A 15,616-nucleotide genomic window follows, 5' to 3' on the forward strand; every position below is an offset into this window, starting at 1 on the left:
CGGGCCTTTTCGTATTAGTGTGCTCCGCAGTCCCGCATCACACCGGCAATTACCTGCGGTCGACGACGCTATGGTGCGTCATCCGCCCTTCGCGAACAGCCTGTACGCGAGATTGTCGGTTTCCTCGCTGTAGGCATACCCGCTTGTCTGCAGATAGCTCCGGAACTCGCGAACCGCCTTGCTGCCCAACTGCAGCCCGACCAGGACCCTGCCGTATGCGGCACCGTGATTCCGGTAGTGGAACAGGCTGATATTCCAGCCGCGCGACAGGCCTTTGAGAAAATCCAGCAGCGCGCCCGGGCGTTCGGGGAACTCGAAACGGAACAGCTTCTCGTCTATCGCCTGAGGGGCATGGCCACCCACCATATAGCGGATGTGCAGCTTCGCGGTCTCGTTGTCGGTCAGATCGACGACCTCGAAGCCCCGTTCGACCAACTGTGCGAGCAGTTCTTTGCGCTCGGCCATACCATTGCGCAGTTCGACCCCGCAAAACACCTGCGCACGCTGCTGATCCGAGTACCGATAGTTGAACTCGGTGATACTGCGCTTACCCAGGGCCCGGCAAAAGGCAAGGAAGCTACCCGGCTTTTCGGGTATCTGGACCGCAAGCAACGCCTCGCGTTGCTCACCCACCTCCGCACGCTCGGCGATATGCCGTAGGCGATCGAAGTTTACGTTGGCGCCGCTGAGGATACCGATGAGCGTCTGTGCGGAAACACCTTCGCGCGCGACATATTTCTTGATGCCCGCAATCGCCAGCGCACCGGCCGGCTCGGCGACACTGCGGGTGTCGTCAAATACGTCCTTGATCGCCGCACAGATCTCGTCGGTGCTTACCAACAACACCTCGTCGACCAGCTTGCGCGCGATACGAAAGGTTTCACTACCGATCTGACGCACCGCGACACCGTCTGCAAAAAGGCCGACACGCGGCAATACCACACGCCTCCCCGCGGCCATCGCCCGCTCCAGAGTCGGCGCATCATCGGGCTCGACGCCGATCACCTTGATGTCGGGACGTACGTGTTTGATGTACGCCGCGACACCGGCGATCAGGCCGCCACCACCAACCGGTACGAAGACCGCATGGATCGGGTCGGCATGCTGGCGAAGGATCTCCATACCGATCGTGCCCTGGCCAGCAATCACGTCGGGATCATCAAACGGATGGATGAATGTCAGCTCACGCTCCTTCGAAAGATGCATAGCGTGTGCGTAGGCATCGTCGTAGGAATCTCCCTGCAGCACCGCCTTGCCACCGAGACGACGCACCGTTTCCACTTTGATCCCCGGCGTGGTCACTGGCATCACAATGGTGGTGCTGACGCCCAGGCGCTGACCGGCGAGGGCGACGCCTTGGGCATGATTGCCAGCCGATGCCGCCACCACGCCCCGAGTGCGCAGTTCCTCGGGAAGCTGGTAAATCTTGTTATAGGCGCCACGCAGTTTGAACGAGAACACCTGCTGCTCGTCCTCGCGCTTCAGCAACACCCGGTTGCCGGTCCGCGACGAAAGTCGCGTTGCCACCTGCAGGGGCGACTCGACCGCCACGTCGTAGACGCGCGCCCTGAGTATTCGTTCTATGTAGTTTCTTGACATGTTCGTTGTTGGGGGTCAGACGTGACGCCACGCGGCGACAACCGCCGGGTCGCGGTGTTCTCGCGCCAGTCGCGGTACGACCGGCACACCCTAGTGTATGTCAGTGCCGCATCGCGCGCTGCCTCACTTCGGGCCCGACAGCATCATGGTCCCGCACCCGACGTCGATATCGCAGTGGCCCGTCGTCGTGCTTCGGTGATAACGTCTGCCGCCGGCATGAAGCACAGGCAACCGGCCTGAATCGTGAGGAGACATATGAACGCAGACGAAATGAAACGACAGGCAGCCGAGGCGGCCATCCAATTCTTGCCCCAGGGCGGCATCATCGGTGTCGGCACCGGGTCGACGGTCAATCACTTTATCGACGCCTTCGCGGCGGTGAAAGGTCGCTTCGAAGGCGCCGTGTCGAGCTCCGAGGCCTCGACCGAACGCATGAAGAAACTTGGCATACCGGTTCTGGACCTGAACGCCACCGGCGGCCTGGAGGTCTATGTGGACGGCGCCGACGAGTCCAACCGACAACTCCAGCTCATCAAGGGCGGCGGTGGCGCATTGACCCGGGAGAAAATCGTCGCGGCGGCGAGTAAAAAGTTCGTATGCATTGCCGACGAAAGCAAGCTGGTCGACATCCTCGGAAAGTTTCCGTTGCCGGTAGAGGTGATACCAATGGCTCGCAGCTATGTCGCGCGCGAGTTGGTCGCACTCGGCGGCACGCCTGTGCTGCGCGAAGGTTTCGTGACCGACAACGGCAATCTCATCCTCGACGTGCACGACATGGAGATCATGGAGCCGATGAAGCTCGAGACCCAGATCAACCAGCTGGCCGGCGTCGTGACTGTCGGCATCTTTGCACACCGCCCGGCCGACGTCTTGATCCTCGGCACGCCCGACGGACCGCGCATCGTTCAGCCCTGAGCACTCGTCAGGCCCGATCGCGACTGGCGCGCGCCCAGTCGCGCAGTTCGCTGCCAGTTCGCCTGTCGAAACACCATCGCGGTACTAAGAAAAACGGGGCCCGAAGGCCCCGTTCCAGATCACTGCCGTCTGATTCGGAAATCAGAAGTCGTGGATCATACCCAGCGAGAAGACGTCGTCGTCGGTGCTGCTGCCACCTTCGTTGTCCTGCTCGGCCGACGCATAAGCCGCGTAGACTTTGGTACGCTTGCTGAAATTATGCTCTGCGGCCAAACCCCAACCACTGGTATCGTAGGTGTCTTCCATATCGGAGTCAGTGTACAGAACGCTCACAGCATTGTTACCGAAGGTGAACTTGCCGGTCACTGCCCACGCGTCATAATCGGTGCCATCGAGATCCGAGGTCTCGTACTGAGCTCCGATGCTAAAGGCATTCATGGTCATGCTCGCACCCACCTGCAGAACATCAACATCCGTCGCACCCGGCAGATCGTTGTAATCAGTGTAGCCGACGCTGGCCCTCAGGCCGTTGCTGCTGAACATGGCGCCAACAGAGTAGGCATCGTTCAGGTCGGCAGAGTCGCCGTCGGTAGCTTCACCCGGAACAACTGCACCTGCAACAGAGAAACCGCCGAAGCTCGGAGAAACATAGGCAATCGCGTTATCTGCGCGGCACTCGTGAAACACTCCGATCGGAGCACTGCCTTGGCGCGAGAAGTCGCAGTTCCTCAGGTTGAGGTCAACAATCGAGTCACCCAGACGCTCGTTGCCGGCGGCATAGAAGGCGACTTTCTGGGGGGTGTCGTGTTTGCCGACGAGGAAGGTACCCCAGTCGCCGGCCAGGCCGACGAAGGTATTGCGGCCGCCATTGATGCCCGCGTTGTCGTCAACGTCGATACCGAACTCGAACTGGTAGATAGCCTTGAGGCCGTTACCCAGATCTTCCGACCCCTTGAAGCCGAGGCGCGACGAACGGCTGTTGACTTCGTAGTTGTCTTTGTCACCAAAGCTTTCTTCGTCGTTCATATCGACGGACACGTGCGCGCGACCGTAGACGACTGAATCGGCGAAAGCAGCCGGGGCAGCCACGACAGCAGCGACGATGGCTGCAGCGATAAGCTTTTTGTTCATTGAGGACTCCCGTAAAGAGGTTTGGTTAAAAAGAAATAGCTGTGCAGGCAGAATACTAGTGGTTCCCATGCGACAAAGCAAGCAATTTTTGTAAAAAATCCACACCGGGAGACGTCGTTGCAAAAATGAAACACCTTCGATTTCTGCAAGTGACTGAAAAACAGAAACTTACGTTCTTGCTTACAGTTACGGTCGGATTCTAAAGGGCTTTAGCGATTGAGCCGCGGTCCATTGCGGATACCGCTGCCCCGCCATGGAGCAAACCCCAACCACAGCTCCGGCGGAGGGCTGGCAATGTGTCATTTCACCGAATGGCTGGGGCGCGAGGGGTCGAACCTCGAACCTACGGAGTCAGAGTCCGTCGCTCTGCCAATTGAGCTACGCCCCAATAGAAGCGGGGGCTCGGGGCCCCCGGGATCGATCTTCTCGCAGGCTGGATCAGCGCTTCGAGTATTGCGGACGCTTGCGCGCCTTATGCAGTCCGACCTTCTTACGCTCGACCATGCGCGCGTCGCGGGTCAGGAAGCCCGCCCGGCGCAACGGCGACCGCATGCTCTCGTCGTGTTCCGCCAGCGCGCGCGCGATGCCGTGACGGATCGCGCCAGCCTGGCCGGTGGTCCCACCGCCGGAAACCGTGACGTTGACATCGAACTTGTCGGCCATCTCGGTCACCACCAGTGGTTGGCGCACCACCATGCGGGCCGTCTCGCGACCGAAGAATTTGTCCAGCGGGCGCCCGTTGACGGTGATGTCGCCGTTGCCGCGGCTCAGAAATACACGAGCCGTCGAGGTCTTGCGTCGGCCGGTACCGTAATTCATCTGCTGTGCCATGTGTAGAATCGTCCTCAGATATCCAGCGGCTTCGGCTGCTGCGCCTGGTGCTTGTGCTCAGGCCCGCTAAAGATACGCAGTTTCTTCATCATTGCGCGCCCGAGCGGATTGCGCGGCAACATCCCGCGCACAGCGGTCTCGATGACACGCTCCGGTGCCTTCTGCAACTGTTTTTCCAGGCTGATCGACTTCAGGTTGCCGACGTAGCCGGTAACGTGATGGTACATCTTGTCTTTCAGCTTGTTACCGGTGACCGCGACCTTTTCCGCGTTGACCACCACGATGTAGTCGCCAGTGTCGACGTGCGGCGTGAAAATTGGCTTGTGTTTGCCTTTCAATCTGCGGGCGATCTCCGACGCGAGGCGACCGAGGGTCTTGCCTTCAGCATCGACGAGATACCATTCCCGGCGGACTTCGGCGGGCTTTGCGCTTACCGTGGTGCTCATTGAATCCTGCTCCGGACGAGGAGTTTACGCTGTGTCACGAAAGGGCGCGCATGTTACCGAGGAATCAACGACCAGGCAAGCGTTTCATTCCAAACGCAAAGCAAAAAAAAGCGCGACGGGGGATGTCGCGCTCAATAATAACCACCAAAGGAGGATGGAGGACAACCGATCCAATTGAATCGGTATGTGTGCATATTCGTATATAATGAAATGCATGTCAACCCCTCCACGGTGCTTTGATCGCATCCGTGGCCCAGGAACCACATTCAGGGGAGCGGCAAGGCGCCGAGTTGTAGGCGCTCGACAATCTCGCCATTCACCAAGTGCCGGTCGATGATCTCGTCCAGGTCCTGACGGTCCACATAGGTGTACCAGACCGCTTCGGGGTACACGACGATCACCGGCCCCAGCGCGCAGCGGTCGAGACATCCCGCATTGTTTATGCGCACCCTGCCCGGTCCGCTGATCCCGAGCTCCTTGCAACGTTGTTTGACGTAGTCGCGGGCCTCCTGGGCACCGCATTGAGTGCAACACTGGCTGCCGTCGTCGCGCTTGTTGGTGCAAAAGAACACGTGATGAGAGAAATAACTCATGCAAGAACCCAGACAAGGCCCAAATCGTGGTCGCATTATATAGGGCATGCCGAGACCTGAACCCGACCAACGACTCAAACTGGAACTGGATCGCTGCGTAAAGTGCGGCTTGTGTCTGCCGGAATGCCCAACCTACCGCCTGCGTACCAACGAAAACGAGTCTCCACGGGGCCGCATCGCATTGATCGAAGGACTGGTCGGTGGCCGCCTGAGCGCCGATGCACCGTTGATGCGCCACCTGGACAGCTGCCTGGCATGCCGACGCTGCGAACGGGTCTGCCCATCCAAGGTACGCTACGGCCACTTGATCGACACGGTGCGCGCCAGGACACCACATCAGGTCCCGTTTCCGTTGCGCTGGCTAGACCGTCCAGGCGTCATGCGGCTGGGAACCCGGCTGGCCCGGCTGTTGCCCCTTGGCCTGTCACGACCGTTCGGTGCGCTGCAGCGCATGCACCGCCTTGCCCGCGCTTTGCCCATTCGGGGGGCCGCACCGGCACCCGGCGACTACCCTCCCCTCGGTGAAGCCCGGCGCGGGAGGATCGCGCTGTTTGTCGGTTGCGCCGGTTCCGCGCAGCAGCCGGGTACGCTGGGCGCGGCGCTGACGCTTTTGCGACGCGTCGGATTCACCGTTTCCATCGTCACCGAGCCAGGGTGTTGCGGCGCCCTCGCTCAGCATGCCGGCGATACCCGACGCGCAGCACAACTCGCGGAACGCAATCGACGCGCCCTAGACGGCGGTTTCGATGCCATCGTGAGCGTCGCCAGCGGTTGTGGCATCCACCTCGACGACTACGCACCGGCGCTGCCGGCGCCGCACTACGACATCAACCGGTTCCTGATCGAGCAAGGCCGGCTCAGCGCAGACGACTTCCGGCCGAGCAATCGAAGCGTGGCCCTGCACACACCGTGCAGCGTTCAGAATGTCTACCGGGGTGAAAAATGGGCACGGGAGTTACTGGCATTGATTCCGCAACTCCGGGTCGAAGCGCTCGGCGAAGCAGGCCAGTGTTGCGGCGCCGCCGGAGACTACATGCTGAGGCATCCACATACCGCGCAACAGCTGCGCAAGCCGCTGCTTGCGCAGTTCGTCGCGCTCGGCAGCGAATCGTTGCTGACCAGCAATATCGGCTGCGCGATGCACCTGGCTGACGGACTGAGGGAAAACCCGTTGCCGGTTCACGTGCTGCACCCGGTCGAGCTGTTGGCCGAACAATTGAAATAGCCGTGCGGGTGCGATAGCGTCGCTTTCGATCCACGGTTGATTCAGGGCCCGACGCCCGCCCACCGACCGAACTCCCAAACCGAACGCCTGAGACCCATGCGATGCGCAGCAGAGAATACACGGCGACCGACAGCCTCCTGATCAACGTCGACCAGGCGCTGCGCACCCTGATGGGACGCCCATTGGTGACCGAGCGCCGCAACCCAAGTGACGGCGTCGCCGAGACCGAATTGACGGATGCCCAGCGCGATCACATCGCGCGCCTCATGCGCATCAATCATACCGGCGAGGTATGCGCCCAGGCACTCTATCAGGGACAGGCGCTGACCGCGCGAGACCCGGCGGTGCGCGACAGCATGCAACGTTCCGCCGCCGAAGAAAACGACCACCTCGACTGGTGCGAGCGGCGCGTCGATGAGCTGGGTGGACGCCTCAGCCTGCTCAATCCGCTGTGGTATGCCGGTTCGTTCGCGATCGGCGCGCTCGCCGGCATCGCCGGGGACAAGTGGAGCCTTGGGTTTGTTGCGGAGACCGAGAAACAGGTCGAGGGCCACCTGGACGAACACCTGAACGAGATCCCCGAAGGCGACCAGCGCACCCGCGCAGTACTCGAGCAGATGAAGGCCGATGAGATCGAGCACGGCCAGAAGGCCCGGCGTTTCGGTGGGATCGACCTCCCGACGCCGGTGCGGCGCCTGATGCAGGCGACGGCCAAGATCATGACGACGGCGGTGTACCGGATTTGACCCGTTCAGCGCAACGCAACGATCCCAACCGGCGCGAATGCCAACCCTGCACAGCCTGTTGCGACGGCTAGGTACAGATGGTGATCAACGGCCACGCGGTTTATCCCGGGCACCCCTGTCCACACAGCACCGGCCAAGGTTGCGACGACTATGCGAACCGTCCCCGTGATCCTTGTATCAATTTCAACTGTGGCTGGGTGGTGCCTGGCAGTCCGCTACCCGACTGGATGAAACCCGACCGTGCCAAGGTCATCGTGATCTTCAACCGGACGCGCTGGAACGGACTGCCGGTGGACGCCGCGGTACCGGTCGGACACCGCATACCACCACGCGCGCTCGACTGGCTCAAGCGCTTCGCACAACAACAGGGTAGGCCCCTGTTGTTTTCCGAACAGGTCAAGGAGCAGGGCGTCTACCAGCGCGAACAACTGTTCAGCGCCCACGGTCCGCCGGCTTTCCGCGAACACGTCGAACGACTGCTGGCCGCCGGCAAACCACTCTGGTGAGCCGGACCCAACATCCGCGCGGCTCAGGTGGCGGTGTGGTAGGGACGACTCTGTTCGTGCACGGCGTCGATCATCGCTGCCGCGTGTTCCGGGGGGATCGCCGGATGGATGCCGTGGCCCAGGTTGAACACGTGACCCGAACCGGCACCGTAGCTCGCCAGGATCTCGCCGACTGCACGTCGGATCGCATCCGGAGAGGCGTACAACGTACAGGGATCGAGATTGCCCTGCAGGGCGACCCGCCTGCCAACGCGTGCCCGCGCGTCGCCGATATCGAGCGTCCAGTCGAGGCCTAGCGCATCACTCCCGGTATCGGCCATCCATTCCAACCACTGGCCACCGCCCTTGGTGAACAGGATCACCGGCACCCTGCGGCCATCGGCTTCGCGGGTCAGCCCCTCGACGATGCGCTGCATGTAGGCCAGTGAAAAGCTGCGGTAGTCGCGCGGTGTCAGGGTCCCGCCCCAGGTATCGAAGATCATCACTGCCTGGGCACCGGCTGCGATCTGCGCATTGAGATACAGGATCACCGCGTCAGCCAGCTTCGCGAGCAGTTCGTGCATCAGGCCCGGCTCGTCGTACATCATCCCCTTGGAGCGGGCAAAGGTCTTGGTGCTGCCACCCTCGACCATGTAGGTCGCGAGCGTCCAGGGACTACCGGAGAAACCGATCAACGGCACCCGTCCGGCGAGCTCGCGCCGGATGGTGCGCACCGCATCGACCACGTAACCCAGGTCTTGTTCCGGATCCGGCACGCCGAGCGCACGGATCGCCGCCGCGTCACGCACCGGGCGCTCGAAGCGGGGACCTTCGCCCTCGGTAAAATACAGGCCCAGTCCCATCGCGTCGGGAATCGTCAGGATGTCGGAGAACAGGATCGCGGCATCCAGCGGAAAGCGGTCCAGCGGCTGCAGCGTCACCTCGCAGGCGAGCTCCGGATTCTTGCACAGGTCCATGAAGCTGCCCGCCTTCTCGCGCGTCGCGCGATACTCGGGCAGGTAACGACCGGCCTGGCGCATCATCCAGACAGGGGTCATATCGACGGGCTCGCGGAGCAACGCCCGCAGAAATCGATCGTTCTTCAATTCAGACATTCGGTGTCAACCGGGTGATAGGCAAACAGCGCCAAGGATATCAAGGGAGCGCGCGTTCATGCGAACGACGGCGCCTGCAAAGCCCGCTCGGCATCGCGCAGGCAACCGGTCGAATCGAATTCAGCGCGGCAGCGACGTCATCCCCATCAGGTATTCGTCGACGGCCCTGGCACACTGTCGACCCTCGCGAATCGCCCAGACCACCAGTGACTGACCGCGACGCATATCGCCGGCGGAAAATACGCCCTCGATCGACGTCTTGTAGGCGTCGGCGCCGTCGATCGCAGCCTGAACGTTGCCGCGCGGATCCAGCGCCACACCGAGATCTGCGAGCAGGCCCTCGTGCACCGGGTGGACGAATCCCATCGCCAGGGTGACCAGATCGGCCTTGAGTTCGAATTCGGAATCCGGCACCTCGGACATCTGCCAGCGCCCCTCGTCGTCCCGGTCCCAACGCACCAGGGCGCAACGCAGTGCGCGCAGATTGCCGTCCGCATCGCCGAGGAATGCCTTGGTCGTGACGTTCCACAGGCGTTCACAGCCCTCCTCCTGTGACGAGGAGGTACGCAATCTGTTCGGCCAGTCCGGCCAGGTCAGGCCCTTGTCCTCTTTGGCCGGTGGCTTGTCGAGGATCTCGATCTGGGTCACCGACGCCGCACCGTGACGGTTCGAGGTGCCGATGCAGTCCGATCCGGTGTCGCCACCACCGATCACAACGACGTGCTTGCCGGCCGCGTCGATCAACTGCTCCGCGGCACCCGGCACGCCCTGCACGACCCGGCTGTTGGCGCGCAGAAAATCCATCGCGAAATGGATACCGTTGAGGTCGCGCCCCGGTGCCGGCAGATCGCGCGGCTTTTCCGATCCGCCAGCAAGTACGACCGCGTCATATTCGTCGAGCAGACGCTGGGTCGGGAAATTGGGCCCACCGACGTGGATGTTCGCGTGGAACTTTACCCCTTCCGCCTTCATCTGCCCCATGCGCCGCTTGATCACCTGCTTGGCGAGCTTGAAATCCGGGATGCCGTACCGCAACAGGCCACCGATGCCGTCTTGCTTCTCGTAGACGGAGATCGAGTGGCCGGCACGTGCCAGCTGCTGTGCGGCCGCCATGCCCGCCGGACCCGAACCGACCACCGCGACGCGCTTACCGGTCTTGTGCGGTGCAATCTGCGGCTGGATCCAACCCTGCTCCCAGGCCTTCTCGACGATCGACAGCTCGATGTTCTTGATCGTCACCGGTGCATCGTCGATGTTCAACGTACACGAGGCTTCGCACGGGGCCGGACAGATACGACCGGTGAACTCCGGGAAATTGTTGGTCGAGTGCAACACCTCGATCGCCGCCCGCCAGTCACCCTGATAGACCAGGTCGTTCCAATCCGGGATCAGGTTGTCTACCGGGCAGCCTTCATGGCAGAACGGAATCCCGCAATCCATGCAACGCGCACCCTGCTGGCTGACTTGCTCTTCCGACAGTGCGATCGTGAACTCGTCGTAGTGGGTGATGCGGTCGGCGACCGGCGCATAACTGCGGTCCAGGCGCGCAATCTCTTTGAAGCCAGTTGGTTTGCCCATTTCTTCAGTTCTCCGACGAGGTGGACCTCGCTCCACCCCCTCTCGTTGCATCTCCCCCAGTCAAGCGACGCGGTGTCGTCCGCGCGTCACCCGGCGGGCCTACCGTGGCCCGTCGGACAATCACTGCGAAAGGGGGCTGTGTGTTCCGCTGGCACCCGGACACCGTGTTCCGGGCGTGCCTTTCCTCGTCACGCGGCGCTCTTGGCCTTCTGCTGCTGTTCCGCCTGCATTTCAGTCAGCGCGCGCCGGTAGTCGACCGGCATGACCTTCTTGAACCTGGGCAGACTGGCATCCCAGTCGGCCAGCAATCGTTGCGCGACGACCGATTTGGTATGTGCCAGGTGTGCCTCGACCAGTTGACGAAGCCGGATCGCATCGAAACGCGTCATGTCGTGCGACACGTCCACTCGACCATGGGCTTCCAGGTCGCCACCCTGGTGCGCCAACCGTTCCAGCGCTTCGTCCTCCGCCTTGATCGGCTCCAACTCGACCATTGCCAGGTTGCAGCGCTGCTCGAAGCTTTCGTCCTCGTCGAGCACGTAAGCGATCCCTCCCGACATACCGGCGGCGAAATTGCGGCCCGTTCTACCCAGAACCACCACGATGCCCCCGGTCATGTATTCACAACCGTGGTCGCCTACGCCCTCGACGATCGCGGTCGCCCCGGAATTGCGGACTGCGAAACGTTCGCCCGCGACTCCGCGGAAATAACATTCGCCCTTGATTGCCCCATACAGCACCGTGTTACCGACAATGATGTTCTCCTCGGCGCGCTCGATGCCGCACTCGTGTGGCGGGTAGATGATCAGCTTGCCGCCGGAGAGCCCCTTGCCGACGTAGTCGTTGCCCTCGCCGGCGAGTTCGATCGTCACGCCGTGCGCGAGCCAGGCGCCGAACGACTGCCCCGCGGTGCCTTTGGCGTTGATCTTGATCGTGTCCGCCGGCAGCCCGGCGAAACCATAGCGTTCAGCAACCCGCCCGGAGAGCATGGCGCCGAAGGTGCGGTTGACGTTCTGGATGTCGATATCGATCGTCACCTGCTCGCCCATTTCGAGGGCCGGGCTCGCGAGATCGATCAGGCGATTGTCGAGCGCCTTGTCGAGGCCGTGATCCTGTGTCTCCGAGCAGTACAGCGTATCGCCTTCTGCGGCCTGCGGCTTGGTCAGCAGCCGGCTGTAGTCGAGACCGTGCGCCTTCCAATGATTGACCGCCTTGCGCATGTCGAGGCGGTCCATCTGGCCGATCATGTCATTGACGGTGCGGAAGCCGAGCTGGGACATCAGCTGGCGGACCTCTTCGGCGACGAAGAAGAAATAGTTGATCACGTGTTCCGGCTTGCCGGTGAAGCGTTTGCGCAGCTCCGGATCCTGGGTCGCGACGCCGACCGGGCAGGTGTTCAGATGGCACTTGCGCATCATGATGCAGCCTTCGGCGATCAACGGCGCTGTCGCGAAACCGAATTCGTCGGCACCGAGCAGCGCGGCGATCACGACATCGCGCCCGGTGCGCATGCCGCCGTCGGCCTGTACCGCAATGCGGCTGCGCAGGCGGTTGAGCACGAGCGTCTGGTGGGTCTCGGCCAGGCCGATCTCCCATGGTGAGCCGGCATGCTTGATCGAGGTCAGCGGCGACGCCCCGGTGCCACCATCGTATCCAGCGATCGTCACGTGGTCCGCATGCGCCTTGGATACGCCGGCTGCGACCGTGCCCACCCCTACTTCCGATACAAGCTTGACCGATATGCGTGCGTTCGGATTCACGTTCTTGAGATCGTGAATCAGTTGCGCGAGGTCTTCGATCGAATAGATGTCATGGTGCGGCGGTGGCGAAATCAGCCCCACGCCCGGGGTCGAGTGGCGAACCCGCGCAATCTGCTGATTGACCTTGTGGCCCGGCAGCTGGCCGCCCTCGCCGGGCTTGGCGCCCTGCGCCATCTTGATCTGGATGTCGTCGGCATTGACCAGGTACTCATTGGTCACACCGAAGCGACCCGAGGCCACCTGCTTGATCGCCGAGCGTTCCGGATTCATCGAGCCGTCCGGCAACGGGTTGAAGCGTTCTGGTTCCTCGCCTCCTTCCCCGGTGTTCGACTTGCCGCCAATCGCGTTCATCGCCCTGGCCAGGGTCGAGTGGGCCTCGTACGAAATCGAACCGAAAGACATGGCCCCGGTGGCGAAGCGCTTGACGATATCCTTGGCCGGCTCGACCTCGTCGAGCGGTAACGGATCCTTGGCAAATCGGAACTCGAACAGCCCGCGCAGCGTCAGCAGACTTTCGCTCTGCTCGTTGACGATGCGCGAAAACTCCGCGAACGTCTTGGCATTGTTGCTGCGCACGGCGTGCTGCAACTTTCCGATCGTGTGCGGCGTCCAGACGTGGCCTTCACCGCGCAGGCGGAACGCATAGTCGCCGCCCACGTCGAGGTGGCGGCGATAGATCTGCGCATCGCCGTAGGCATCGCGGTGCCGGCGCACCGCCTCGGCCGCGACTTCTTCGAGCCCGATGCCCTCGATCGTGGTCGAGGTACCGGTGAAGTAACGGTCGACAAAGGTCGACGACAGGCCGACCGCATCGAAGATCTGCGCGCCGCAGTACGATTGGTAGGTCGAGATACCCATCTTCGACATCACCTTGAGCAGACCCTTGCCAACCGCCTTCACGTAGCGATAGCGCGCCTCCTCGAGGTCCGGCACGTCCTTGATGTCCGGAGCGTCGCGCAACGATGGCAATATCGCCTGTACCGTGTCGAACGCCAGGTAGGGGTTGATCGCCTCGGCGCCATAACCCGCCAGGGTCGCAAAATGATGCACCTCGATCGCCGCACCGGTCTCGACCACCAGCCCGGACTCGGTACGCAAGCCGTGACGGATCAGATGGTGGTGGACTGCCGAGGTCCCGAGCAGTGCCGGGATCGGCACATTGTCCGCGTCCACCGGGCGATCGGAAAGGATCAGGATGTTGAAGCCGTCGCGCACCGCCTGCTCGGCAGCGTGGCACAACTCATCCAGGGCGCACGCCAGGCCCGCCTCGCCTTCGTTCGCCGGGAACGTCAGGCGCAGCGTCTTGGTGCGGAACGCCCCATCCGAGCTGTCCTCGATATTGCGTATGCGCTCGAGGTCTTCGTTGGTCAGTACCGGTTGAGGGACCTCCAGCCGCATGTTTTCACCGCCGGAGTCCAGGCCCAGCAGATTGGGTCGCGGGCCGATCAGCGAAACCAGCGACATCACGATCTCTTCGCGGATCGGGTCGATCGGCGGATTGGTCACTTGCGCGAACAGCTGCTTGAAGTAGTTCGACAGGTGTTTCGGCTTGTTCGACAGCACGGCCGGCGGGTTATCGGCCCCCATCGATCCGATCGCCTCCTGGCCCGTGAGGATCATCGGGGTCAACAGGAACTTGACGTCTTCCTGGGAATAGCCGAACGCCTGCTGGCGATCGAGCAGGGTTTCCGGATCGGGCGACATCGCGCCGACCACGGAAGGCAGATCGTGGAGCGTGATATGGGTTTTGTCGATCCAGGCCTGATAAGGCTTGGCGGTCGCCAGACTCGCCTTGATCTCCTCGTCGTCAATGATCCGACCCTGCTCCATGTCGATCAGGAACATCTTGCCCGGCTGCAGACGCCACTTCTTGATGATCCGTTCCTCGGGGATCTGCAGCACGCCCATCTCGGACCCCATCACCACCAGATCGTCGTCGGTGACCAGGTACCGTGCAGGGCGCAACCCGTTACGGTCCAGGGTCGCGCCGATCTGCCGGCCGTCGGTGAACGCGACCGCGGCCGGTCCGTCCCAGGGCTCCATCAGCGTCGCATGGTATTGGTAGAACGCACGGCGATCCGGGTCCATCAGCGGATTGCCCGCCCAGGCCTCCGGGATCAGCATCATCATCGCGTGGGCCAGTGAGTAGCCCCCGGCGACCAGCAGTTCGAGGGCGTTGTCGAAACACGCCGAATCCGATTGGCCCTCCGGGATCAGCGGCCAGATCTTCTCCAGGTCTTTGCCGAGGATGTCCGATGCCATCGACTGGCGACGCGCCGCCATCCAGTTCACGTTGCCGCGCAGTGTATTGATCTCACCGTTGTGCGCGATCATGCGGAAAGGATGCGCCAGGTCCCAGGTCGGAAAGGTATTGGTCGAGAAGCGTTGATGCACCAGCGCCAGTGCCGAGACCATTCGTTCGTCGTTCAGATCGCGGTAGTACTCGCCAACCTGGCCGGCCAGCAGCATGCCCTTGTAGACCACGGTGCGCGACGAAAACGACGTGAAATAGAACGCCTCTCTACCGTCGAGCAGCGAATCGCGGATGCGATTCTCGATCTGTTTCCGGATCACGAACAGCTTCCGCTCGAACGCCTGCTGGTCATTGCAGCCATCGCCGCGGCCGACGAACACCTGGCGGATCACCGGTTCGGTCGGCAGCACGCTGTACCCCAACCCCTGATTGTCGACCGGAACATCCCGCCAGCCGAGCAGGCGCTGTCCTTCGAAGGCGACGTAGCCCTCTACGACTTTCTGCGCTTCGGAACGCGCGGCCACGTCACGCGGCAGGAACAGCATTCCCACCGCATAGTCGCCCTCTGGCGGCAACTCGAATCTGACAACGGCACGGAAGAACGCGTCCGGCAGTTGCAGCAGAAGCCCTGCACCATCACCGGCATGCGGGTCGGCGCCAACCGCACCACGATGGTGCAGACGCTCGAGAATCGTCAACCCCTGACGGACGATCCCATGGCGTTTCTCACCCTTGATATGCGCGACGAAACCGACGCCGCAGGCGTCATGTTCATGACCAGGGTCGTACAACCCGTGTTTCGGCGGCAAGGCACCGTAACTCATCGCACACCTCATCGTTTTTCTTTGCAGCCGGCGAGGCCCGACCACGATCAAACCACCCGGGAATCACCCGCTGCCGGGCCCGGATCCGATTCATTGCCTGACGCGGAGGCGATC

General features: G+C 62.3%; 11 protein-coding genes, 1 tRNA gene and 1 pseudogene. 4 read left to right on the forward strand and 9 right to left on the reverse strand.

The window, feature by feature from the left end:
- Positions 1–78: 78 nt before the first annotated feature.
- On the reverse strand, positions 79–1,599 hold the full coding sequence (ilvA, locus tag H6955_14640; GenBank protein MCP5314793.1) for a threonine ammonia-lyase, biosynthetic: 1,521 nt from the start codon (positions 1,597–1,599) through the stop codon (positions 79–81).
- Between the two features lie 255 nt (positions 1,600–1,854).
- On the opposite strand from ilvA, the gene rpiA reads away from it, so the two are divergent.
- A complete protein-coding gene (gene rpiA, locus H6955_14645; protein ID MCP5314794.1) occupies positions 1,855–2,514 on the forward strand; it encodes a ribose-5-phosphate isomerase RpiA in 660 nt (219 codons plus the stop codon).
- 141 nt (positions 2,515–2,655) lie between these two features.
- On the opposite strand, the gene H6955_14650 is transcribed toward rpiA, so the two are convergent.
- The 5 genes from H6955_14650 to H6955_14670 all read right to left on the reverse strand — a co-directional run bounded on the left by H6955_14650 (position 2,656) and on the right by H6955_14670 (position 5,515).
- On the reverse strand, positions 2,656–3,645 hold the full coding sequence (locus H6955_14650; protein MCP5314795.1) for a porin: 990 nt from the start codon (positions 3,643–3,645) through the stop codon (positions 2,656–2,658).
- Positions 3,646–3,957: 312 nt separating this feature from the next.
- Positions 3,958–4,033, reverse strand: a tRNA-Gln gene (locus tag H6955_14655).
- A gap of 50 nt (positions 4,034–4,083) precedes the next feature.
- Positions 4,084–4,476 carry a 30S ribosomal protein S9 gene (gene rpsI, locus H6955_14660; GenBank protein ID MCP5314796.1) on the reverse strand — a complete coding sequence of 131 codons (393 nt, stop codon included), beginning with the start codon at positions 4,474–4,476 and terminating at the stop codon, positions 4,084–4,086.
- A gap of 14 nt (positions 4,477–4,490) precedes the next feature.
- Entirely contained in the window at positions 4,491–4,922 is a 432-nt protein-coding gene (gene rplM / locus H6955_14665; protein ID MCP5314797.1) for a 50S ribosomal protein L13, read from the reverse strand.
- Positions 4,923–5,188: 266 nt separating this feature from the next.
- Positions 5,189–5,515 (reverse strand): NAD(P)H-dependent oxidoreductase subunit E, encoded by a 327-nt coding sequence (locus tag H6955_14670; GenBank protein MCP5314798.1) that lies wholly within the window; start codon positions 5,513–5,515, stop codon positions 5,189–5,191.
- 46 nt (positions 5,516–5,561) lie between these two features.
- Between H6955_14670 and H6955_14675 the strand changes: the two genes are divergently transcribed.
- The 3 genes and pseudogenes from H6955_14675 to H6955_14685 all read left to right on the forward strand — a co-directional run bounded on the left by H6955_14675 (position 5,562) and on the right by H6955_14685 (position 7,992).
- On the forward strand, positions 5,562–6,740 hold the full coding sequence (locus H6955_14675; protein MCP5314799.1) for a (Fe-S)-binding protein: 1,179 nt from the start codon (positions 5,562–5,564) through the stop codon (positions 6,738–6,740).
- A 101-nt stretch (positions 6,741–6,841) separates the two neighbouring features.
- On the forward strand, positions 6,842–7,486 hold the full coding sequence (gene coq7, locus H6955_14680) for a 2-polyprenyl-3-methyl-6-methoxy-1,4-benzoquinone monooxygenase (protein ID MCP5314800.1): 645 nt from the start codon (positions 6,842–6,844) through the stop codon (positions 7,484–7,486).
- A pseudogene (locus H6955_14685) lies at positions 7,483–7,992 on the forward strand (hypothetical protein). The gene coq7 and the pseudogene H6955_14685 overlap by 4 nt, the downstream one beginning before the upstream one ends.
- Positions 7,993–8,015: 23 nt before the next feature.
- Here H6955_14685 and hemE read toward each other — a convergent pair.
- From hemE to gltB, 3 genes are all read right to left on the reverse strand, one after another.
- Complete coding sequence (gene hemE, locus H6955_14690; GenBank protein MCP5314801.1) at positions 8,016–9,086, reverse strand: uroporphyrinogen decarboxylase; 1,071 nt, start codon at positions 9,084–9,086, stop codon at positions 8,016–8,018.
- 120 nt (positions 9,087–9,206) lie between these two features.
- On the reverse strand, positions 9,207–10,664 hold the full coding sequence (locus tag H6955_14695) for a glutamate synthase subunit beta (GenBank protein MCP5314802.1): 1,458 nt from the start codon (positions 10,662–10,664) through the stop codon (positions 9,207–9,209).
- Positions 10,665–10,852: 188 nt separating this feature from the next.
- Complete coding sequence (gene gltB / locus H6955_14700) at positions 10,853–15,502, reverse strand: glutamate synthase large subunit (GenBank protein ID MCP5314803.1); 4,650 nt, start codon at positions 15,500–15,502, stop codon at positions 10,853–10,855.
- Between the last annotated feature and the right edge of the window lie 114 nt (positions 15,503–15,616).

This window comes from Chromatiaceae bacterium, assembly GCA_024235395.1.
GTDB lineage: Bacteria > Pseudomonadota > Gammaproteobacteria > Chromatiales > Chromatiaceae > Thiosocius.